This window comes from Lentilactobacillus rapi DSM 19907 = JCM 15042 (genome assembly GCF_001436255.1).
GTDB classification, from domain to species: Bacteria; Bacillota; Bacilli; order Lactobacillales; family Lactobacillaceae; genus Lentilactobacillus; species Lentilactobacillus rapi.
In genome coordinates, this window is record NZ_AZEI01000013.1 from 26,994 (window position 1) to 50,443 (window position 23,450).

Genomic DNA, 23,450 nt, shown 5'->3' on the forward strand with positions numbered 1-23,450 from the left:
CTAAGTTTACTTGGCCGGAAATCCCGGGCTTGGATTTTTGTCCAAGTAGACTTAGGTGCAAGCTTCTGCTTTGCGCAGCTGTCCTAAAATATAAATTGCAAAAACTAAATCAAATGCGATTAGAACGTTACGCCGGATTCAAGGATAATATTTGAAAATGGGGTCATTTCGCCGGTTCGCACGAATGCGTGACACTTAGCCAAGTCCTTTTTCAAATCTGAATGGGGCATATATTCAATTTCAACATCTGGTAAAACTTCTTTGATAGCTTTTAATTGATCTGGATTCTGAGTTTTAATTTCATCGGCTAAATAAATCTTTTGGACTTTAAGCTCGGCCAAAACATTCTTTAGGACGTCCATAAAGCTGGGGATTTCTTTGGTTAATGCCAAATCAATCTTTTTGGTTCCCATTGGAACTGGCATGCCGGCATCACCGATGCTTAACCAGTCCATGTGGCCCATACCAGCAATAACGGTTGATAACTCTGAATTAATAACAGTTGTTTTTTTCATTTTATAATTCCTTTCTGGATACTCAATTTTATGAAGCTGATTCCTTTTCAACTTTCAATACTTCGTCTAGGGTTGGAATTGAAGGTTGAGCGCCTAGTCGTTGAACCGTCAGTGAACTTGCGTGTTGCGCAAACTTTACAGCTGAGACGATGTTTGAAAAGTCTGGGGCAACTTGGGATACAAAGGCGCCGATAAAGGTATCACCTGCGGCGGTTGTATCCACTGCCTTGACTTTGTATGCAGGCAACATTTCTGCCTTGTCTGGAGTTGAATAAAAAGCACCCTTATCACCGATTGTGATGATCAAGTTGGCAACACCCAGATCGGCAAATTTCTTAGCAGTTGCCGTCATTGAAACTTGATCAGTAATTTTAATGCCAGTAATTGAAGCACTTTCCAGTTCATTAGGAACAATGATGTCGGTTAACTTCAACAATTCCGGCTTGATGCCATTGCTTGGTGCTGGCGCTGGATTTAAAACGGTTGTCACACCGTTTTGTTTGGCGATCTTAAAAGCAGCAATTGCGGCATCCTGAGGTGTTTCGAATTGAGCAACAACAAAATCTGAATTTTTAATCGTTGGTTCTGCTTTTTGGACCTCTTCAGCAGTGAGTGTTTGGTTGGCGCCGCCATAAACTAAGATGCAATTTTGACCATTATCATCAAGCATGATGTTAGCAGTTCCGGTGCCAACGCTTTCATTTTCGCTAACAAAAGTACTGTCAATTTTGTCGGCTTTCAGTGAATCTAGCATGAATTGACCAGCACCATCATTGCCAATCTGACCAATAAATGAGGTTTGGGCACCTTCCCGAGCAGCAGCTACTGCTTGATTGGCACCCTTGCCGCCAGCAGCGTTACTTTTTGATTTAACTTGAACTGTTTCCCCTGCTTGGGGGAAGTCTTTAATTCTAAAAGTTGTGTCAACGTTTAAGCTGCCTAAAACCGTTACTTTGTTCAAAAGACCACTTCCAATGTTGTTTTATTGATGTTTATCAAATGTTCCTTAAAAGGTTTTAGATAAACGTTTTACTAAATCCTTTTACAATTGAATAAGATAGCACAACCTGGAATCGCTTTCAACTATTTTATCCGTTAGAAAATTCTTTCACCTCGCCAAAACCCCGCCAATAAAACGTTTTCAAGCACTTAAAATTTTTTTCATATCATTGGTAGATTCTTTTAGTTGCTAGGAAGAGATACTTGTCATAAAGTTAATATGTTGAAATTCTATTTGAGAAGGGATAAAAAAATGATTAAATTAGGTATTATTGGTACTAATTGGATTACCCAGCAGTTTATTGATGCTATCAAGGAGTCTAAGCGCTACCAATTAACAAGTGTCTATTCTCGTCATCTGGATACGGCTAAAAGTTTCGCTGATCATAATGGGGCAACCGAGACGTTTGATGACTTGAAAACTTTTTTCAACGAGGGGGACTTTGATACTCTCTACATTGCGTCACCTAACAGTCTCCACTTTGATCAGGCGAAACAAGCAATTGATCATGAAAAAAATGTGATTGTTGAAAAGCCAGCATTTATGAATGTTGATCAAATGGATCAGATCCAAGCATTGTTGAAGGAACATCCAACCGTCAGCTATTTTGAGGCTGCTAGAAATATTCACACGCCAAACTTCCGAGCAATCAGCGAGAAATTGGCTGATCTAAAGCTTGTCCAGGGGGCTGAATTTACTTACTCTAAATACTCTTCACGATATGATAAAGTTTTAGCTGGCGAGGAACCCAATGTTTTCTCACTGAAATTTGCTGGTGGGGCATTGCAAGATCTAGGCGTTTATACGGTTTATGATGCCGTGACCTTATTCGGTTTGCCAACCGCGGCAACTTATTATCCCCAACTGGTTTCCACTGGAGTTGATGGAAAAGGGACTGCCATTCTTAGTTATCCAAATTACAACGTCACTTTGAACTTTTCAAAAATTTCTAATTCGTATATGACTTCAGAAATTTATGGCTTAAAAGACGTCATTGAGCTCGATGATGCAGGTGAAATTCAGCGGGTTAACTATATTGATGCAAAAGGCCAGCGGAGTCCGATTGGGGAACAAACTGACCAAAATCCGATGCTGCCGGAAGCCCTCGATTTTGCCAGAGTCATTTCAGATCCTGATAATGCTAAGAATAAGCAAGACTACGATCGCTGGCTGAAACTTAGTGTTGGGGTTAATCGCGTTCTTTTTGATTTACGGAAATCTGCCCATATTAAATTTGAGGGTGAGTAGATCAACCGAAAAATAGTTAACAACTGACTGAGGCTATTGCATACTCTAAAAACGGGACTGATTAGCGTGCTCAGTTATGATTACGCTAGCCAGTCCCGTTCTTTAATTGATTAAGTCATTTCAAAAAAGTCTGAATGGACGTTCTCACACCCCCACCATCTTCACCGCACTCTTCCCCTGCCCAACGGTCTGCACCTGAATCTGACAGGGAATACTATCCTTTAGCATCGCCACGTGGCTGATGATGCCAATCGTCCGGTTGCTGCTCTCAATGTTTTCCAGCGCCGCCATGGCGGTTGCCAGCGAGCTTTGGTCCAAGCTGCCGAAGCCCTCGTCGACAAATAGGGTGTCAATGCTGATGCCACCAGCTTCATTTTGGATAACTTCTCCTAAAGCTAATGCCAAGCTTAACGCCACGATGAAGCTTTCGCCACCTGACAAGGTGTGGACACTGCGGGTTTCGCCAACGGTATCATCGTAAACGTCAATTTCTAGTCCGGTATCCTTTTGATAGGTGCCGGACTCTTTGTGTAACAAGAGGTGGTAACGGCCGGAACTCAATTGTTTCAAATGTTCATTAGCGACGTTCAAAATTTCTGCCAACTGAGCCCGCAAAACGTAGCGCTCCAGCCCCAATTTGGCATCATTATTTCCGGTAACGGTCGATACTAGCTGCTCCAATTGAGTGAGCTTTTCCTGCTGGTTATGGATATCCTTGTAACTTTTATTGATTTGCTTCAGTGAATTACCGTTTAAAATGTAGCGGTTGTTCTGAACTTTTGACTCAGCGTTCAAATCATCCCGAACTTGAGTCAATTGAGCGAGTTTTGCTCGTTCTGCCTCAAGGTCAACTGGCTTGTGATCGCCGATGTTCTTTTCGTAGGTCTCAATGGCGACCTTGGCACTTTGAACTTGCTGTTGATAGTCTTTGGCCTGCTGTTGGTAATCAGCCAAATGAGATAGCTGCTCCAAGCAAGATTCGAACTTGGACCACTCAGCCGTGCCAAATTGCTTTTGAATTGCGTTGGTGATCAATTCCTGAACCGCTGTCAATTTCTGCTGATTATCCTTGATGTTTTGGTTCAATCCTTTAATCGTGGCGTTGCTCTCGGAAATTTGATTGCTGATTTGGTTCAAATCCTGATTGTTAGCCTTAACCGCATTTTCGTAATGTTGAACAGAATCAGTAATTTCAGTTAAATAGGTGTCCAAAGTTGACAAATCCTTAAATTCTGCTGGTAAATCTGCCTGAATTGTTTCTAAGGTGCCCTTAGTTTTCGCCAAATCCTTTTCGTTGGTCTGAAGTTCCGAATTGAGGTTGGTGGATTTCTCCATTAAAGCGCTGAGTTGTTGCTTGATATGGTCCTGTTTTTCGGCTTTGTCGGCCAATTCTTGAAGCTGATCGTCAATGTCACTGATTGCTCGTTGATTTTGATTGATCTGATTTTTGATGACTTGCACGGCACTTTGCAAATCACTAATCGGGTTTTCGGTGATTTTTCGCTCCTCAAATTCGGCAATCAATGCCGCAAATGTCGTTTGAAACTGTTGGGTTTGCTTGGTTAACTGGGCCGTTTGGTTCGCCAACTGGGATTCCTGTTGCGTAGCGGTATCCTTCACTGCCTGCAATTGATTTTGGGCAGCCTTCATTTGCGCATTGGAAACTGTTCGAACATCGACCACGTGAGCGGGTGCCGGGTGATCCAGACTCCCACAAACGGGGCAAGGGGTGCCATCTTTTAACTGGTCAACTAAATTCATAATCTGATTCTGCAGCCAGTCGTTGCGCAAATCATCATAGTTGGTCTGAGTGGCTGCCACCTGTTTTTTGGCAGTAAGTAAAGCCGTCTTAGCGGCAGAAACTTGAGCTTCCAGGTTCTGGTTTTCGGTATTTTGGTGCCACAAATCCTTCAGTTGTTGCTTGTAATTGGTTAATTGATCGCTGGTTTGCTTAAGCAGGTATCGACGATCCTTCAGGGGGTCTCGTTGCTTTAAATCGGCATCAATTTGGGCAGTTTGTTGCTGGAGATCAGCCATTGATTGGTTGGTGGCAGTTAGCTGCTTCTTGAGGTCAGCAAGCCGGCCCTCGGAATCACTTAACGATTGTGCTAAATCAGCTGCTTTTTTGAAGGACTGCCGTTGTTTTGTTAAGACGGGGATGCGGTCCTTCAATTCTGCTTGAGCACGCTGTTTATCTTGAAGCGTTCTTTGGGTCTTCTCTGCAGTCTTTTGCGCAACTTTATGATCTGCTAATTCATTAGTAACGGTTGCCAGCTTTGCCTGAAAATTCTGAATGGTTGCCTGGAGTTCTTGAAAATGGTCATATTTTGGTTTTAAATCCTTGGCCCAAGTTAATTGATCGATTTCTTGCTTGAGCTTATCATAATCGGCTTTTTTGGCACTAAGTTGGGTCAGCGCTTGACGTTGGTTTTCCAGTTCCTTGATCTGTGTATTCATCTGTTCATCAGCATTGATCTTCGAAGACTGCTTCGTGATTTGATCTTGGGCGTCGTCAACTTTTGCCTTCAGTGCGGCCAAATCTGCCTTGGCGACTTTTTGTTGGGCCTTCAATGCTTGAATCTGATTCTCTGTACTTTGAGCTTGAATGTCAGTAGGAGCGTCAACCCAATCAACGCTGGCTAAATTGTCTTGAATAGCCTGCTGCCACTGCTTAGCGTTGGCGTTCATGTCCCGTAATTTTGCATTCAAAGCATCGCTCCAACGACGGTAAATATCAGTATGGAAAATATTTCTCAATAACGTTTCCTTATCCGAGCTGCTGGCGGCTAAAAACTTGCGAAAATCCCCCTGGGGTAACAAGACAATCTGGACAAACTGTTGGCGGGTCAGTTGGAGAATCCGTTCGATGTTGCCGGTTATTTCTGAAATCCGCTTAATTTCATTAACTTTTTTGTCGTCTTTAAAAAAGCTGAGCGTCCCTTTGGCTTCGTAAACTTTTTGACCGGATCCCCGTTGTTTATTCAATGTTTGTTTAGGTTGGCGGGCAATCACGTATTTTTTGCCTTGATGTTCAAATGTCAGTTCAACCCTGGTCGGCGAGTCAAAGTCAGCAAAATCCGACCGTAAACTTGCTGGGTCACGGTCTTGGGTAATGCCTTCGCCGAACAACGCAAAGGTAATGGCGTCAAAGATGGTGGTCTTGCCGCTACCGGTGTTGCCGGCGATCAAAAAGACAGGCGTTTGATCTAATTTGTTAAAATCAATAGTTTCATCTTCATAGGGACCGAAATTTTGCATGTGTAATTTTAATGGTTTCACGATTTTTTACCCCCATCATTGGCAGCCTTCAGTGCTTCGGTGGCCCACTTTTTTTGTTGCTCGGTTAAGTCCTCTTTGGCAATTTGTTGATAAAAATCGGCTAGGAGTGCCATTGGGTCTTTCTGGCGGATTTGTTTGCCACTTTCTCCCCGATAGTCAATTGCGGTTTCATACCCGTTTTCCCGGTCCAACGAAATGATGTGAGGATAGATGTTTCGTAATTGCGCGAGAACGTTCGGAATTGGTTTGGTATCCTGCAGGGTGATGCCGTAGTAGTTATCTAGATTCAATTGCTGATAAAAATCCTTATCGGTTAAGGTCGCAAAAGTTTCCGTCAATTTCTGGACATCCCATAACGGTTTGATCGGCTTAAAGGTCAGCTTGACTGGATCGGTGTCCACGATAAAGACACCCTTTTGCTGGTTGGCTTCGGACAATGAGAACTTGACCGGCGAGCCGCTATATCTGGCGTTGTCAGCGTGAAGGGCGTCTTTGCCATGCAAGTGGCCGAGAGCAACATAATCGAAATCTTGAAGGAGGGCAACCGGTACGGCAGCCAGGCCACCAACGGTTAGCTGGGTTTCAGAAGCGGTCTGAGTACTGCCGTCCGCGAAGAAATGGGCCACTAAAATGTGCTTCTTCTGGGGATTAAACTGCGTCTTCATCTTCTCAGCAATTGGTTTAAATGCCTGATCCAGGTGCTTGATCGTCTCATCGTTGAAGTATTGTTGAGCATCAAAAAGTTCAAAGTAAGGCAATAAAAATAGTTGGGTGTCAGGCAGCTCAATTGGTTTAAATGCCTGGTCCAGCCTGGTATGCAGGTAAAAGTTGGTTTGCTTGAACCACTTGGAACCGGTAGATAGGCGCGTGGCACTGTCATGGTTGCCAGAAATGGCGTAGATGGGAAATTTGTCCGCTAAGTTTAACTTCTCAATCATTTGGTTCAAAAGAGCCACTGAATCTTCGGCGGGCATGCTGCGATCGTAGAGGTCGCCGGCAATGATGATCCCGTCGACTTTTTCGTCAATGGCAATTTTTTCGATTTGCTCAAAAGCATTCTTTTGTTCGGAAGTCAGGTCAAAGCCGTGCAGGCGCCGGCCAATGTGCCAATCAGCAGTATGTAAAAAGCGCATATGATTACGTCCCTTCAATGTCCAATTTATGATGGCTCTCATTATATATATACGGATTAAGTTCAGTCTGTTTTGAGTATATCTCTGGTAAAAATTGAAAGCAATCGCGGAATGACGCTCAGTCAAAATTTTTTCAACCACAAAGACGAGCCTCAAAGTTGGCAAGAGAAGGGCATCATCATGATTTCCTTTTAATAGGTACTCGCGGTATTCGTTAAAATGGCTATTTACGAAAAAACAATGGATATTTATAAAATAATTAACCGAATAGAATTGCAATAATTTTCAAAAGAAGTTCAGAATTTTGCTAAATGATAATGTTAAAATTTACTAAAATATCACTTTTCGACACCATTTATCGTAAAATAACCATTGATTATAAAATTGAAATCGCTTACACTATAAACTAAAGTTAATTAATAAAAAACTCATTTATAAAATCTGAAAGAGGGACATTTAAAATGTTAGAAAAAGAATATCGAGTTAATGCCGAAACCGGAATTATGGCTAGACCTGCCACCCAGCTGGTCATGGTCGCAAACGAATATCAAGCAAAAATCACTGTTTTTTACCGTCAGCAACGCGCCGACCTCAAGTCAATCATGGGCGTAATGTCGCTTGGAATTCCTAATGGCAGCGACATCCGGATTCAAGTAGAAGGCGAAGATGAAGTTGAAGCCATGAATGGGATTGATGAACAGCTGAAGACTGAAGGACTGGTTGAAGATGTAGACATGAGACGGGAAGCTTAGAAATGACTTTTCGTCAATTAAGTTTCATGATGATCAAATATAATCACTAGCTATTGAGTTGTTTTGTTACTCAATTAACGAGTGACTTTTGGGTTGTTTTCCAATGAGTTAGCTAAAGGAGATTCCTCATGCCCACCACCAAACTTTCCGTTCCACTCATTACCCAGCGGCCAGAGTTACCGACCGGCTGTGAAATTACGGCCGTGACAATGATGCTGCGGTATGCTGGCGCAAATGTCGATAAAGTTTCACTTGCTCATGAAATGCCGTACGACCACTTTGATCCAAATAAGGGATTTGTAGGAGATCCATTTACCGAGGATGGGAATAGTATCTATCCACCGGCGTTAATCGAGCTGGTTACGAAATACGCTGGGAAGGCTGTCAACTTAAGTGGTCAGCCAATTAACAAATTGAGCGAGTACCTTGCCAATACGAAACATCCGATTGTCACCTGGGTCGGTCAATTTGACGGCTTTAATACCCATGCGCTGATTATGACCGGATTTGATGATAAAGTGATCTACTATAATGATTGTTGGACCGGTGAACAAACATCAATGCCAATTTCAGCTTTTGAAGCAATTCGAAATCATCAACAAAAGCTGGCGTTGAGTTATTAGAGATTGGGACGAAAGGCGATTTGATCCCAGAATTTAAGTGAAAAAAGTAATGCATTCTGGTTTTTGAATGCATTACTTTTTTGGCTTAAATGGCCGGTATCAGCCGTTTGTTGCAAGTTTTATCAATATAAGAGAGAAAACCAAATGCATTTACACACAATCTGCAACCTCATGTTCCAAGCGTTCAATTTGAATAGCAATCTTTTATTGACCAACTTTTGTATCCGTGCCACTCAAACGTTCGAAGAAGAGTCGGTGCTTTTGCGAAAATGTGTCAATTAATAGGTCCACCAGAATCAAAAGGAGAACGAATGAGAGGGCTAGGACAATTTTTTGGATGGTGATTAATTCTGAAGACGGGGCGTAGGCAGTCATGTCCAGTAAACGTCCTTGGATGCCAAAGGTGCCGCCGATAATCCCGTAGGCAATCATGTTTCGCAGACAGATCTGCAGCCAAGTGGCATCTTGACCGAATCGGTTTGTCAGCCGAATGCCGACGATTCGCATACCGAACGTTTTTTGATTCGTGATTTCAGCGCCAAGGATATAGATCGCCCCAACGATGAAAGTGACCAACCATTTTGGGCCGAGAAAGATATTTAAAATGTCACTGACAATGTAAATAATGATCCAATCCACTGCCAACGCGGTCCCCGGCGAATGACCGAAATATTTTGACTCTTGGCAACGGCGGATTTGTCGACCTTTTGTTTATTCGGCAGAAAGCGCCCCAGCCAGATGGCCAGACTGCCACCAAGAAAGCCACCAAGGGTATTGAGCATTAAATCGTCGACATCGAATAACCGATACGGCCGGGGATAAATCCAGTACAGACCGGACAATTGAGTTAACTCATAAAATAGCGACAGACAGAAACTTAACAGGACGGTTTGCTTCCAGTTGCGATTGAAATAATACCGCAGATAAAACCCAAACGGCAGGGTTAACAGCAGGTTAAAGGCCGGCTGGATCACCGTTGGCGCCTTTAAGGCAGCAATCCAAGTGCTGGGATGGGTCAAAGAAAATGGATTATATTTCAAAAAGTAGGTAATGAACGTGAATGGGACAAAGTTATGGGTCGGTGTCGTTAAGTGAGCAACGTAGCTCCTCGATGGCAACGGTAGAATCGTTAAAAAGTAAGCACACAGCATATAGAACACGAATGTGTAAAGCATGAAAATATTCCATTTTGGTAATGCTCCATAGCGATGGTAGTTAACCAAAAGGATTGGCAGGGTGATCACCATGGCGATCATTGGAAAAATAATGGCAGCAGTGTAAATGACGTGAATATATTGTGACATGAAGTTCTCCTCAGTTGATGTTGAATGAATGATTAAGGCTTTGGCACTAACAGCGCGCCGATGGCCAATGTGATTGACAGGGCAAGCATTAGAATAAAGACGGTCAGGTGGAACTTCTTGTGCATCACAAACAATGCGAGGTACTCGCGAATGACGGCGTTGGGAAGGAAATAAAATGGTGTCGGAGCCCCTAACCCATAAGCGGCAATTTTTAATTGATGAGCGAGAATGCCGGCCCGTAAAGTATGGTAGTTGTTGGTGACAAAGATTTTCTTGCTTGTGTCAGAACCACCGTCATTTCTGATAATTTGTTCGGAAAATTGCATATTCTGCTTGGTGTTGACCGATCGATCTTCAACCAAGGTGTCGGCTTCAGGTACCCCGTGATCAATGGCATATTGCTGCATTGCCTTTCCTTCTGGGAGCTTTTCGTCAGCGCCTTGGCCTCCGGAAAAGATCAACTTAGCCCGTTTATGGGTGGTTTGAAGTTGCTTGTGATAAAAATCAATGGCGGTGTTAATGCGGTTCCCCAACAGGCGACCAACTTTATAGCCATCAATTAGACCACTCCCCAGCACGATAATGTAGTCCTTGTCTTTTTTGGGGAAGTACCAATGATACAGCAGCATTGAGGTGATCGTATTCCAGACAGTGAGCAGGACGTAAAAGATGACGTAGGTTAAAAATGACATTACGCCTAATTTGATGGGTTCGGGAGCATGAATGGGGTTGAAGAAGATTAAAATATCAGCTAAAACCACGCCAATACCCACAATTAAGGTCAGCGAACTGCTGAGGCTATGGCCTTCACGTTTCCAGACAATAATGGCATTCCAGAATAAAAACACAAAACTAAGGGTCAACCCTACAAAAACGACGGCGCCAACCAAGGCGATCAATAAGCCTAAAATGATTCCTAAGGTTTGGTTGTTAAAAACTGAGATGAGTTGGACAAATAAGACCAGCAGCGCCAAAAGTGAAAAATTGGCTAGCCAGCCCAGCATGGATGAATTTCGGTTACGAATTAAATATGTACATAATGTTCCCGCGAGGATCAAGAAAATGATCACAGTAGGAATAAGTGTTACGGCCAAGTCAAACACCCCTTTCTGTTATTATATTTCAGTGATGGTGGTTAGGCAAAGAATTTTGAAGCCAGTCATAAAGAAATGGCTAGGTGTGAATTCGGGATCATCGAGACACGATGACGCAACTAAAAAGGTCACCCCAATTGCGTAGGATGACACTCATGCTAGTATTATACAGGAATTTAAGGGCCAATGATAATGATGATTTCACATAGCAGAAAAAACACAAATTTCATTTTGCTGGAATTTGTGTTTTTTGAAATTGTTATTTTGTTAAATAAGCTCGCGTATAATCATCTTCTCCAGCTGGGTGGTGAAGAACGCCCTTTAGATGTGGATTTACCAAGTGACTTTCAATCATTTGATAGAGTGGGATGACTGGCATCTGTTCATTCAAACGAGTTTGCATGTTACGAAGATTTGCCCAATATTTGGACTGATTCTTTGCATTGTCACTGGTTGCCTCTTGATACTGCTTATCGAAGTAGGCATCGTCATATTTACCATAGTTTTGGGGACTATTTTTAGTCATAATGCCCATAAAACTGATTGGATCAGCGAAATCTGACAGCCATAAGGTTTGCAAAATATCGAATTTGCCGGCAGTTTCAGTATTGAGTAATCCTTTGGCTGGCAAACTGGAAATATTGACTTTAGCATCTGGAAGTGATTGCTTAATCGATGCTTGAATGAACTGGGCAACGTTTTTGGTGATTGTTTGATCGTCACCGGTTAATCGGAGCTGAATGTTTCCTTTAGTATGGGACTCTTTTAGGCCCTCAGCCCATAACTTTTTGGCTTTGGCAATGTTGTAGGTTTCTTTTGGCTTGGTTTCTTCAGCGAAATCTTTACCGGTAGTCGGGTCCGTCGCCGTATCCTTTGATGTATAAGTGTAAGCCGGTTGAGAACCATCAGACAGAATATCTTTGGTTAGTTTATCTCGGTCAATCACGAGGCTGATTGCTTGCCGTAATTTAGCGTTGTTGAGGGGCTGACCATTCCGCTGATTGAGTCGAAGATAGTAGGTTCCAGCTTTTTCAACGTGAATGAGATCTTTATTTTTTTGCAGGCCTTTAGCGGTAACCCCACTAATAGTGGCGTCATCAAGTTTTCCTTGTGTAAATAGGTTATGAGCGGTGTTGGGATCTTTAACAACCTGCATCTTAATTGAGCTTAAATGGATTGCTGATTGATCATAATAATGGGAATTTCGCTTCAATGTCCAATTATCATTAGTCCCATTCCAGCCGGTGACTTTGAACGGACCATTGTAATACATATATTGAGATTTAGTCCCATATTTTGAACCAAATTTATCAAGGGCGGTGCTGCTTTGCGGGAAGAATGCAGGCAAGACCATCATTTTAATGAAGTAAGGCATTGGATGATCCAGTTGAACCTGCAAGGTATGTTTGTTGAGGGCATAAACGCCAAGTGTCTTATATGATTTCTTCCCGGCCGTGATCGCATCGGCGTTCTTAATGCCCGAGAATATGTAGTTATAACCAGATTTTGCGGTTGGGGAAACGTCTCTTCGCCAAGCTTTTACAAAATCGGTCGCAGTTACCGGATCACCGTTACTCCATTTGGCATTTTTGCGAAGGTGGAAGGTGTAGGTTTTACCATCATTAGTTGGTTTGGCAATTGAGGTTGCCATGGCAGGCGTCGGCTCATTTTTACTATTGGCCCGATACAGGCCTTCCATGCTATTTTCCAAAGTATTCCAAATAGGCAGGTCAGCAACTGCTGAGGTATCCAAAGAAAGGAGTTCGTTGGTTTGCATTAAAGAAATTGAATTGTGACTACTCGCTGAATTGTGTGAACTGCCCTTGGCGCCGCATGCTGCTAACAATAATGCTGAAAGACTAATTGCTGCAAATGATAAGAGATGTTTGTTCATGTTGATTTCCTCCATTCGAATTATTTGGTATTAAAATTGCCATCCTCAACGTCTTGTAGATATTCGCCAAGGGTTTGGAAAAACGCTTTGGGATTATCAATGCTGTGACAATGACCACCATCTGGCGTAAGCGTAAGCCGAGCGTTGGGAATCGTGTCAGCCATCCGTTTGGCAGTATCGAGGGGCATGGTGTCGTGATCCCCAAATGTTAACAACGTTGGGTTCGTTATTTTGTGGATGTCTTTTCTGCGATCCCATTCGCGAAGTTTGCCAACCATCACGAACTCATTATTTCCTTGGAAGTAGTTGTATACTGGCGTGGCCATAGTCTCAACCAAATGACGAGGGGCTCGTTCAGGATGCCTTGTGACGTAAATTTTATAAAGCTGGGCAACGAGATCTTGGTACTTGGGGTCGTCAAAGCGCTCGTCTTTTTCGACAGCTTTCATGTAGTCAATTTCCAGTTCTGTGAAAGTCTTTTCCCGAAGCCGGTTAATATGGGTGGTATATTCTTCAATGTTATCGATCATACTCATGATGATTAAGCCTTTTAGATGATCACCATATTTAAGGGCATATTCTTGGGCCAGGATGCCGCCCCATGAATGACCAAGGAGATAAAAGTTCTCCAGGCCTAATTTTTGGCGAACTTCTTCTAATTCTGAAAGATAATAATCTAACGTCAGGTATTTTTGGTTTGCCGGTTGAGTAAAATCAGGTTGATCCGAATAAAAGGATCCTAGCTGGTCATACATCGATACTTGAACGTGATATTTCGCTAATCCTTGGGCAAAATTTTCAAATTCCTCATGGTTACTGCCGGGGCCACCATGAACACATAGAAGATGAATATCACCTTCACCGACTGTGCGCGTAAATAGATGGAACCCATTATCTAACGTCAAAATTTGACTTCCTTGTTGCATCAAAACCACTCCATTCTTTGATTGCTGAGTAAATAAAAAACGTCCTACATAAGTTTTCACTTACATAGGGCGTTTCCGCGGTACCACCTATTATCGTCCAGAAAAAAACTGAACACTCAATGTACGGCAAATGAAATCATCTGCGATACACGGCCAATCATAATGGGTGGCTACCATCAGAAACTAATTTGTTCATTTCTGCCGCTCAAGGATTACTTTCAACCAACTCAATTTGCCTTCTTTCACCAAACGAAAGCTCTCTTAAATCATTCAGTTGATTTACTATTCCTCTCAAAGCGTTTTTTAATTTACTCATCAATATTTAATGACATTAGATTAACGCCATGATGTCAGAATGTCAACCGCAGCTACTAAAAAATAATCGAAGGGGTGGCCGAGTTGTCTTTTGAATGCTTAAATATACTACCACTCAATTTCCTCAACCGGTTTCGGCCGATCATTTAGCTTATCTTGCTTAACCTGACCATCACCAATCTCAATGATATGATCGGCCATTGGCTTAATCATGCCATTATGGGTCACAATGATGACGTTTTTATCAGTTTTATGGCTAAAATCCTGCAACAATTTCAAAATACTTTTGCCGGTTTTGTAATCAAGGGCACCAGTGGGCTCATCACATAGTAATAATTCGGGATTCTTGGCGATGGCTCGGGCAATGGCAACCCGTTGTTGTTCACCACCGGAGAGTTGGGCTGGGAAATTATTCATCCGCTTGCCGAGACCAACTTCCTGCATCACTTCGGTAACGTCTAATGCGTCGGGAGAAATCTGCGAGGCCAGTTCAACATTTTCCAGCGCCGTTAAATTCGGAATCAAGTTATAGAATTGAAAGACAAAGCCAATTGAGTGGCGGCGATAGGTCGTCAATTGCTTACTGGTGTCCGTTGAAATGTCCTTGCCATTCACAATGATCTGGCCATGAGTTGGTGTGTCCATACCACCCAAAATGTTGAGCAATGTGGATTTGCCGGCGCCTGATGCCCCAACGATAATCGTCAACTCACCCTTGGCAATCTCGAAGTTAATATCGTCATTTGCCCGCACTTCTTGCTCACCGCTGCCATAAATTTTTGAAACGTGTTTGACGTCAATATATGCCATCCTAGATCCTCCTGCCTTATTCTATACAGTAACTATAGCCTATTATTTTAACTAATGACAACTACTCCCGAAGAAAAAGTGGGCTGAAAACTTTTGCCAATTCCGTTATACTGATGAAATAAGTTTTCATCGAGGAGGAAGCCATAATGCCTGTGAATTGGTATAAAATTGGCCAACTTTTGTCTGTCTTCATTGGCGGTATGACTGGTGGTGCTGGAAGATATGAGGTTGGCAAATGGTTGGGAAGCAGTCATTCTTTGCTGGCGACCACTTCCGTAAATTTGATTGGTTGCTATTTATTGGTATTTACAATTTATGGATTGGATCTGCACGTTGATTTGCCCGAATGGTTGATTTTAGGATTAGGAACTGGAATCGTCGGTTCATTCACCACTTTTTCGACTTTTGGCGTGCAGTTTGTGCAAACAGCGACAACCCATTTAGCGATTGCCATCCTGTATTTAACCGTCAATTTAGTTGGTGGCTTTTTCATGGCGATGCTGGGTTTTGGAACTGCCCATGTCATTGACTGGAGGCAGAAAATATGAATTTGATGTATGTGGCAGTTGGGGCCGGGATCGGCGCAGTGGGGCGTTATGAATTAACGATATTGGGGAAACGGCTAGCACCTATTATTCCATTTGGAACATTATTGATTAATGTGCTGGGGGCATTGCTGGCAGGCGTTTTAACCGGGATGCTGATTGATAACAGGTTGTCACTCTTTTTGCTTACCGGGATTTGTGGGGGCTTCACGACATTTTCAACGTTCACTGCAGACACGTTTGTGTTGGTGAAAAATCAGCGGTTTGGCATTGCCACGATCTATTGGGTTGCTACCGTGGGGCTGGGGATCGCTGCCGTCGTTTTCGGATTGTGGTTAGGAATGCTCATTCGGTAAGTGAGATATAATGAAATCGTTAGGGAGGTGGATTCGATTCAATTAAAGACAAGGCAGATGGTGCAAAATGGTCTTCAGATCGTGATCGGCGCATTTATTTATGCGATCGCTATCAATGATTTTTTGATTCCCCATCAAATTGGTGAGGGTGGCGTGACTGGTCTGACAACAATTGGGTATTACGCATTACATATTCCCCCAGCTTACACAAACTTTGTTTTGAATGGTATTTTGATGCTGGTCGGGTTTCGGTATCTTGAAAAACATACGGTGTGGTATTCACTTTGGGCAGTTCTATGGATTTCGATTTTCTTAAAATTACCACCGTTGTTGAATTATCATACAAATCAAACGCTGATTCCGGCGATTGCTGGCGGTGTCTTGATGGGAATCGCGATGGAGATCATTTTTCGTGGTGAAGGAACCATTGCCGGTAGTACCATACTGGCCAAAATTGTTAACCGCTATTTTGGCATGCAAAACGGCTCGGCAATGCTGATGTTTGATTTGTTAGTCGCGATTCCTTCAGGATTAATTATTGGTTTTCAAAATATGATCTTGACCGTTATTGAGTTGTATGTTTCAGCGGTTGTGCTGAATGGACTCTTGTCGAGATTCGGTGCCCGCAAAGCGGTGACAATTATTTCAGCCCAGACTGATGAAGTGACCGCAGAGTTGTCAGCTGTGCTGCACCAAGGAATTACGCTGATTAAGGCCAAGGGGTATTACCACCAAGAAAAGCGGCCGATGATTTACGTGATTTGCACGGATAAACAAGTGGCCCAAATTGTGCCATTGGTGTCGAGCGTGGATCCCGAAGCTTTAGTAGTCGTGGATAATGTTCATAGTGTCAAAGGTGAGGCCCTGGGGAAACTTTTATGATTCAAATAAACAAGCTAAGAGGACATCTGGTTAGAGACGGTTGGACATCAACCGTTAACTGGAAGTACTCTTAGCTTGTTTTAGTTTGTGGATTAAGATGGGTTATTTCATTTATAAAAATGAAAAATATTTTCAAAATGAATCACTAATTGATCATAATGTGCTAGAATGAGAAATCGTGAGCAAACTTCAAAAGCCATCATGCTTTCATTCAGTGGTGAAGGCGTTAAAAAGATTCTTAAAAAGTTATGTGAATTCGCTTACACAATCGTGTATACTATCGGTATAGTTTCTGCGTTTTTCTGCAGATGCTATTAATATACCAATTCAGGGGGTGACTTCCAAAAAAAACGGTTCATTGGTATATAATCTTTATTTCTTAGGAGGCATAAATAGTGGGAACGTTAATTTTACCTTGGTGGGCAGCTTTACTAGGCTTAGCCCTTGCTATTATTTTGATTTTATGGAAGCTCAACCCGGTTTATTCATTGATGTTGGGGGCCATTGTTGGCTGTCTGATTGGCGGCGATAACCTTGTTCAGACAATTAATGTCCTCATTCAAGGCTCTCAAAGTGTCATTGGAACGATCTTGCGAGTTATTGCTGCAGGGATGCTGGCTGGTGTCATGATGGAATCTGGTGCCGCGGATACAATTGCCCGGGCGATCGTTAATAAGCTTGGCGATCGACTGGCGCTGTTCAGTCTGGCCTTTGCGACAATGGTGATTACTGGGGTAGGGGTCTTCATCCCAGTTGCCGTTTTAATCGTTGCCCCAATTGCGCTTGAAGTTGGTGAACGGATGCATATTTCAAAGCTAGCCTTGTTAGTCGCTCTATCTGGTGGCGGAAAGGCCGGAAATGTGATTTCACCTAATCCCAATACGATTGCTGCGGCAAAAGGCTTTGGTTTGGAATTAAGCCAAGTGATGATTGCCGACTTTATTCCAGCGGTCGTTGGTTTGATTGTGGCAGTCTTGGTTGCCTCACTGTTGCGAAACAAGGGCTCTAAAGTCTTGGACACTGATTTGGCAAACCTGACTCAAGAAACCAATGTCAAAGATCTGCCATCTTTGGGATCTTCGTTGGTTACACCAGTTCTGGCAATTATTTTACTTCTGCTCAATCCAATCGGCTCCATTTTTCACGTTGGCTTTTTAACAAAATTGAACTTGGATGCGATGTACGTCTTGCCGATCGCCGCAATTATCGGCTCCTTGGCAATGAGAAAAGGAACCCATCTCAAGTCATATGCCCAATCAGGCATTACGCGAATGACTGACGTGGTGATGATTTTGTTGGGGGCCGGAATGATTGGTGCCTTGATTACGTCATCCAGTTTACCAACCGAAATCATCAGCCTGATTAAGGTTAGTCACGTTTCGGGTGTCTTCCTGGCCCCAATTTCAGGAATCCTGATGGCTGCAGCAGCCGCCTCGACTTCAACGGGGGTTATCCTCGCAACCGGCTCATTTAGTAAAGCGATTCTCGGCTTCGGAGTAAGTCCACTAGCCGCCGCAGCAATGGTTCACACCGGAGCGACGGTGATTGATCATTTACCACATGGAAATTATTTCCACGTTACGGCTAACGCGATGCACATGGAAATCAAAGAACGTTCCCGTTCGATCGTATACGAATCAATGGTTGGCCTCTCAATGACCATTGTCGCAACGGTGATGTACGGTTTCTTCTAAAGTTGCCCGTATCTGATGCAAGCTGATTTGGTGAAGCCATCATGATTCATGAATGACCAGTTTTAGATGAATTATTTTAAGACATTGCAGGAGGACAAAAAGTATGAAATTTGTGATCGCACCTGATTCATTTAAGGGCGGCCTAACTGCTAAGCAAGCTGCAGAAGCGATGAAAACCGGCCTTGCCCGCGTGTATCCCAATGCAGATTACACGTTGGTGCCAATGGCTGATGGTGGTGAGGGAACCGTTCAATCTTTAGTTGATGCCACTCATGGTAAGCTGTTCACGGAAAAAGTGACTGGACCGTTGAAAAATCAAGTCGATGCCAAATTTGGCATTCTTGGTGATGGTAAGACCGGCGTCATCGAAATGTCCCAAGCCAGTGGGATTCAATTTGTTAACGAGAAGACTCACAACCCTTTAATTGCGACAACTTTTGGTACTGGAGAACTAATTTTAAAGGCTCTCGACCATGGCATCTCTAAGTTGATTTTAGGGATTGGCGGTAGTGCAACCAATGATGGCGGCGCTGGCATGGCCCAAGCGATTGGGGTCCGCTTACTCGATCAGCAGGATAAGGAGATTGAAGTCGGCGGTGGCAGCCTTGATCAGTTGGCAAGAATTGACACGTCAAAAGTTGACCCGCGGATTCAAAATTTGGAAATCCTGATTGCTTCTGATGTGACGAACCCATTAGTTGGTGATGATGGGGCTTCGGCTGTATTTGGGCCACAAAAGGGCGCCACCCCGGAGATGGTTAAAACGCTTGATCGCAATCTGCGACATTACGCAGCTATTATTCAGCGAGACCTTGATAAGGATTTGGCTAATTATCCGGGTGCCGGTGCTGCTGGTGGTTTAGGGGCAGGCTTGTTAGCATTCACGAATTCCACGATGGAGAAGGGCGTTGACATTGTGGTTGAATATAGTGGCCTTAAAGAAAAATCTCAAGGGGCTGATTTTGTCTTCACCGGTGAAGGCGGGATTGATTTCCAAACTAAATTTGGGAAAACCCCATATGGTGTTGCTTTGGCGACCAAACAGGTGGCCCCTCAAGCACCTGTTATTGTGATTGCTGGCAGTGTCGGGGATGGCATCAATGAACTTTATTCTGACAAATCAATCGACGCAATCTTTACCAGCGTGGCAGGAGTTAAAACCCTGCAGGATGCCTTGGATACTGCAACCCACGATGTCGCTCAGGTGACGGAAAATATTGCGAGGTTGATTAAGAAGACGTTGGCGAAGTGATCTTTTATTTTTTTCTCACACCGTGATAAGATTATTAGAAATAATCTAATTGAAGGTGATGCTTATCAGTGTGACGGTAAAAGATATTCTTGGGTTACCATCTCTGAAGAATGCAAATGTAATTGCCGGACAACCAGCTGTTACCAAAGTTGTTGCCTCTGTTTCAGTTTTGGAATATTCGCAAATTACGAATACCCAAGCTGAGATATACCAACACATCAATTTTAATAATGATGAATTAGTTTTGACAGCCTTTGCAAGCGTTCGTGATGATGTTGAAGCCCAATGCGAAAATATTAAAACGTTAGCAAAGGCTGGTGAACTTGGACTCATTCTCTTTTATGTTGGATTAATCCTACCAAAAGTCGATCAACGATTAATTAAAGTTGCGGATGAGTATAACTTTATAATCATTTTAATGCCAAAAAACGAGCCTGAGTTGACATACCGTAGTGTCATCACTGAAATCATGTTTTCTGTTTTTAATGATCAAATTGAGAATCCTAACTTTTCTGCCGAGCTAGTTGAAAAAGTTTCCTCGATGCCGAGTTACCAACAGAATCTTGATATGGTTTTACGACTCTTAAGTGATCGATTGAGAGCATCGGTAGCTCTTGTTGATAGTGAGGATCAATTAATTAGTTCCCAACAATGGCCGCAAACAAATAGCTTGAATTGGAAACGGATCTTAAATAACATTGGACGACAAAACCAACCAGATGGTATGCATGTCTACACTCATGGCTTGGGTAAGAGCAATCAAACCTTAGTTCTTTGTAAAGAACACGGAGAATTAACTCACACAACCCAGAAGCAGGCCGTTGAAACGATTCGGATATCCCTGAATCTGTGGGGGAAAGTTGGTTCGTCTAACAATGAAATGGCAGCGTTACTCGATGCGATAATTCAAAACGAGCCTCAAAAGATCACCCAATTAGCCAATAAAAACCATATCAAGATCCAATCTTTATCAATGCTCCTAATAGTTAGCAACTTGGAAAATATTGATAATCTGAATAATGCTGAAGCGGACATTGTGCGAATAACTCGCGCGTTAGCGAATATTGCAATTTGTGAGATCTATCATGACGAAATTTTGATTTTACCAGTCAATCGGCCCTCAACGCTTCAAGAGTGGCATGATTGGCAGGCTGCAATCTCACAGTATAGTGATCAGAAGCAATTAAAAATAACGACAACGAGATTTAATGACTTACACGGTGATGGAAATATTCGGGAAGCTTATCTTAATAATCATCAGTATTTGCCAGTAGCTCAAATTATTTTTCCCCGGCGGACGATATTTTCTGGTCAGGATTTGTTATTTTCAAAGTCATGTCAAGAACTAATTGATCATGGTGGTGGATTAATTAATTCACAGTTGGGACTGATTGGACAATTATCAACTGATATGATCAAAACCCTATTAGTATTCTTGCTGGATGCCCGTGGAAACATCGAAGAGGCTGCAAAATTATTGTTTATTCATCGCAACACAGCAAAGTATCGACTTAAGAAACTGAATAACTATTTTGGGTTTAAGGTGGGCCTAATGCCCGATTCATCTTTGATTTATCAAGCTTCTGCCATATACAGAATCATCAACGGAGACCCAGTATAGCGTCCCTTTTGTCAAATGAGACAAAAGGAGACGCTATTTTTTTGTCATAAAGACCAATGACAATTGTTCCAAAAGACCGTAATATCGTTAACAATTAAATAAATGAGAAAATGATTAGATTGATTATCATTTATCTTATTAAGTGAGGTAATTGCTAATGTTGAATAAGGAAATACGGCTTTTAGATATTGTACCAGTTGTTGCCGAAGGGATCCTGAGCCAAAGTATGAAGGAAGACATGGAGCAGTATCTAATGCCGAATACAAAGGTGGACCATGTTCAAATTGGTGGTACTGGACCGATTACGATTGAGAGCGAGTATGATGAGGCTTTCGCAGCCCCCGAAGTTGTTAAGACGGCGAGTCAAGAAATGACTCATCGTGATTACGATGGCATTTTTGTTAATTGTTTTGGCGACCCAGGGGTCCGAGCAACTCGAGAAAAATTACCGATCACAGTTTTTGGTGGTTTTGAACCAGCAATTTATTTAGCACTCGGGCTGGGAGATACAGTTGGGATTGTGACGGTTTTGGAAAACGTTGTCCCAATGCTCAAAGGCGCCGTTGCCAGGGCAGGCCTTGGTTCTCGGGTCACAACTATCCGGACCTTGGGGATACCAGTTTTGCAGCTTGAAAATCGAAAATTATTAATGACAAATCTATATAAACAATGCAAATTAGCAATCGAGAATGATCATGTGAGTGTCCTAGTGATGGGGTGTACTGGAATTGCGGGGATTGTTGAAGAAATGACCTCACGACTTAAAGCGGATGGATATGATGTGCCAGTGTTAGAAGCTGGTCAATGCGCCATGTTGCTCACAGAATTATATGCCCGCTTAGGAATTCACCCAAGTCGTCAAACATACATGACGCCACCGGAAAAGGAAAAAGTTGATCAAGAATAACATGAGGAGGTCTTTTTTATGAATAATAATCAGAGAAATCAGAATTGGATTAGTCTTGCTTTTGTTTGGGCAGGAGCGCTGGTGTCAATCCCAAGCTTACTTCTGGGTGGAACATTGGTAGCAGGAATGTCACTTACTAAGACGCTCTTAACTGCGTTTATTGGTTATGCCTTAGTTGTTTTAATCATGATTTTTCAAGGAATGCAGAGTACAGATTTAGGCAAACCAACTGTCAAAGTCGCCGAACAGGTTTTTGGCCAAAAAGGCTCTAAACGGGTGATTTCGATCCTCATTGCAATTGGCTGCCTCGGCTGGTTTGGAATTCAGGCAAATGTTTGCGGTGAAGCATTTGCCAGCTTACTAAAAAATCTAGGGGTAACAATTCCCGTTTCAATTTCATCTCTTATTTGGGGGATGATTATGGTTGTTACCGCAATATATGGGATTAAAGTGATTCGGCTTCTTACATATGTGGCAGTCCCATATTTGATCGGAGTTTGTTTATATGGACTTTACCAAGCTCTTGAATCAAACAGTTTTTCTCAAATTAATGCCTACCATCCGGCAACTAATTTGCCGATTGGTACTGGACTGACGATTACATTAGGATCATTTGCGATTGGGGCAGTCATTGCTGGTGACTATTCCCAATATTCCCCTAAGAGAAGTGATGTTGTTAAAGCAGCCGTTTTTGGAGTAATCCCAGCCGGTGTCTTGATGATCGGAGTTGGGGCAATCTTAACAATCGTCTATCATAATGCTGACTTGAATGGTGTGTTCATGAGGATTGGCTCTCCGCTTGTTGGTGGTTTAGCTTTAGTGTTGGCAACTTGGAAAGTGAATGTTATCAATGCTTTCTCCGGTGGTATTGCCGTCGTGAACGCTTTTAATATTCCAGATCGGTACCAAAAAATAACAGTATTTCTGGTGGGTTTGTCTGGAACGGGCCTGGCAATCATTGGTATTATGAATTATTTTACCCCCGTTATGAATATTTTAGGGGCAATGATTCCCCCAGTTGCCGGTGTCATGTCTGCAGCATATTGGATAACGCATCGTGGCAACGCAAATCTTTGGGAATCAAATCCTGGATTCAAATGGTCAGGCATTATTGCCTGGTTGATAGGAGGCATTGTGGCATCCGTGCCAGTTATCATGGGCCTGATACCCAATATTGCCCACCCACAAATTAATCCGTTAACTGGGATTATTCTGTCCTTTTTCGCTTATCTAATATTACAAAAAGTGGCTGTTCGACAACGAGTTAAACAAAACATTCAAATTAAAGAGAGGTAATTTA

Annotated in this window: 21 protein-coding genes and 1 other annotated feature; of the genes, 11 read left to right on the top strand and 10 right to left on the bottom strand. The window is 42.7% G+C overall.

Features of this window, described 5'->3' with window-relative positions; genetic code table 11:
* Positions 1-119: 119 nt before the first annotated feature.
* Positions 120-515 (bottom strand): D-ribose pyranase, encoded by a 396-nt coding sequence (rbsD, locus tag FD12_RS01965; RefSeq protein WP_056981394.1) that lies wholly within the window; start codon positions 513-515, stop codon positions 120-122.
* Positions 516-543: 28 nt separating this feature from the next.
* Positions 544-1,476: a ribokinase gene (gene rbsK, locus FD12_RS01970; protein ID WP_054747556.1), complete on the bottom strand. Its 933-nt coding sequence runs from the start codon at positions 1,474-1,476 to the stop codon at positions 544-546.
* A 291-nt stretch (positions 1,477-1,767) separates the two neighbouring features.
* On the opposite strand from rbsK, the gene FD12_RS01975 reads away from it, so the two are divergent.
* Positions 1,768-2,763, top strand: coding sequence for a Gfo/Idh/MocA family protein (locus FD12_RS01975; RefSeq protein ID WP_056981397.1), 996 nt, complete (start codon positions 1,768-1,770; stop codon positions 2,761-2,763).
* A gap of 144 nt (positions 2,764-2,907) precedes the next feature.
* On the opposite strand, the gene FD12_RS01980 is transcribed toward FD12_RS01975, so the two are convergent.
* Positions 2,908-6,042, bottom strand: a complete 3,135-nt coding sequence (locus tag FD12_RS01980) for an AAA family ATPase (RefSeq protein WP_056981399.1) — start codon at positions 6,040-6,042, stop codon at positions 2,908-2,910.
* The gene (locus FD12_RS01985) at positions 6,039-7,175 is read right to left on the bottom strand and encodes an exonuclease SbcCD subunit D (protein ID WP_056981402.1); all 1,137 of its coding nucleotides are present in this window, start codon (positions 7,173-7,175) and stop codon (positions 6,039-6,041) included. Before FD12_RS01985 ends, FD12_RS01980 begins: the two co-directional genes overlap by 4 nt.
* 461 nt (positions 7,176-7,636) lie before the next feature.
* Here FD12_RS01985 and FD12_RS01990 point away from each other — a divergent pair, with 461 nt between their 5' ends.
* Positions 7,637-7,927 carry an HPr family phosphocarrier protein gene (locus FD12_RS01990; RefSeq protein ID WP_054747561.1) on the top strand — a complete coding sequence of 97 codons (291 nt, stop codon included), beginning with the start codon at positions 7,637-7,639 and terminating at the stop codon, positions 7,925-7,927.
* A 128-nt stretch (positions 7,928-8,055) separates the two neighbouring features.
* Entirely contained in the window at positions 8,056-8,550 is a 495-nt protein-coding gene (locus FD12_RS01995; RefSeq protein ID WP_054747564.1) for a C39 family peptidase, read from the top strand.
* Between the two features lie 204 nt (positions 8,551-8,754).
* On the opposite strand, the gene FD12_RS14120 is transcribed toward FD12_RS01995, so the two are convergent.
* The 6 genes from FD12_RS14120 to FD12_RS02020 all read right to left on the bottom strand — a co-directional run bounded on the left by FD12_RS14120 (position 8,755) and on the right by FD12_RS02020 (position 14,893).
* A complete protein-coding gene (locus FD12_RS14120) occupies positions 8,755-9,189 on the bottom strand; it encodes an RDD family protein (protein WP_225427333.1) in 435 nt (144 codons plus the stop codon).
* Entirely contained in the window at positions 9,150-9,854 is a 705-nt protein-coding gene (locus tag FD12_RS14125; protein WP_225427326.1) for a VanZ family protein, read from the bottom strand. Before FD12_RS14125 ends, FD12_RS14120 begins: the two co-directional genes overlap by 40 nt.
* A gap of 32 nt (positions 9,855-9,886) precedes the next feature.
* Positions 9,887-10,948, bottom strand: a complete 1,062-nt coding sequence (locus FD12_RS02005; protein ID WP_056981404.1) for a YdcF family protein — start codon at positions 10,946-10,948, stop codon at positions 9,887-9,889.
* Between the two features lie 259 nt (positions 10,949-11,207).
* Complete coding sequence (locus FD12_RS02010; RefSeq protein WP_054747566.1) at positions 11,208-12,842, bottom strand: peptide ABC transporter substrate-binding protein; 1,635 nt, start codon at positions 12,840-12,842, stop codon at positions 11,208-11,210.
* Positions 12,843-12,862: 20 nt separating this feature from the next.
* Entirely contained in the window at positions 12,863-13,768 is a 906-nt protein-coding gene (locus FD12_RS02015; RefSeq protein WP_054747567.1) for a proline iminopeptidase-family hydrolase, read from the bottom strand.
* 62 nt (positions 13,769-13,830) lie between these two features.
* Positions 13,831-14,072: a binding site (T-box leader), on the bottom strand.
* Positions 14,073-14,191: 119 nt separating this feature from the next.
* The gene (locus FD12_RS02020; RefSeq protein ID WP_056981406.1) at positions 14,192-14,893 is read right to left on the bottom strand and encodes an ABC transporter ATP-binding protein; all 702 of its coding nucleotides are present in this window, start codon (positions 14,891-14,893) and stop codon (positions 14,192-14,194) included.
* Positions 14,894-15,039: 146 nt separating this feature from the next.
* On the opposite strand from FD12_RS02020, the gene FD12_RS02025 reads away from it, so the two are divergent.
* From FD12_RS02025 to FD12_RS02060, 8 genes are all read left to right on the top strand, one after another.
* Positions 15,040-15,441 (top strand): fluoride efflux transporter FluC, encoded by a 402-nt coding sequence (locus tag FD12_RS02025; protein ID WP_054747569.1) that lies wholly within the window; start codon positions 15,040-15,042, stop codon positions 15,439-15,441.
* Positions 15,438-15,794 (top strand): fluoride efflux transporter FluC, encoded by a 357-nt coding sequence (locus FD12_RS02030; RefSeq protein WP_054747571.1) that lies wholly within the window; start codon positions 15,438-15,440, stop codon positions 15,792-15,794. The genes FD12_RS02025 and FD12_RS02030 overlap by 4 nt, the downstream gene beginning before the upstream one ends.
* A 57-nt stretch (positions 15,795-15,851) precedes the next feature.
* Positions 15,852-16,676 (top strand): YitT family protein, encoded by an 825-nt coding sequence (locus tag FD12_RS02035; protein WP_054747573.1) that lies wholly within the window; start codon positions 15,852-15,854, stop codon positions 16,674-16,676.
* 395 nt (positions 16,677-17,071) lie between these two features.
* Positions 17,072-18,370, top strand: coding sequence for a GntP family permease (locus FD12_RS02040; protein ID WP_225427323.1), 1,299 nt, complete (start codon positions 17,072-17,074; stop codon positions 18,368-18,370).
* A gap of 103 nt (positions 18,371-18,473) precedes the next feature.
* The gene (locus FD12_RS02045; protein ID WP_054747575.1) at positions 18,474-19,622 is read left to right on the top strand and encodes a glycerate kinase family protein; all 1,149 of its coding nucleotides are present in this window, start codon (positions 18,474-18,476) and stop codon (positions 19,620-19,622) included.
* A 70-nt stretch (positions 19,623-19,692) separates the two neighbouring features.
* On the top strand, positions 19,693-21,243 hold the full coding sequence (locus tag FD12_RS02050; protein WP_162258717.1) for a PucR family transcriptional regulator: 1,551 nt from the start codon (positions 19,693-19,695) through the stop codon (positions 21,241-21,243).
* 157 nt (positions 21,244-21,400) lie between these two features.
* The gene (locus FD12_RS02055; protein ID WP_054747581.1) at positions 21,401-22,150 is read left to right on the top strand and encodes an aspartate/glutamate racemase family protein; all 750 of its coding nucleotides are present in this window, start codon (positions 21,401-21,403) and stop codon (positions 22,148-22,150) included.
* A gap of 18 nt (positions 22,151-22,168) precedes the next feature.
* Positions 22,169-23,446 carry a cytosine permease gene (locus FD12_RS02060; protein WP_056981411.1) on the top strand — a complete coding sequence of 426 codons (1,278 nt, stop codon included), beginning with the start codon at positions 22,169-22,171 and terminating at the stop codon, positions 23,444-23,446.
* The last annotated feature ends 4 nt before the right edge of the window (positions 23,447-23,450 follow it).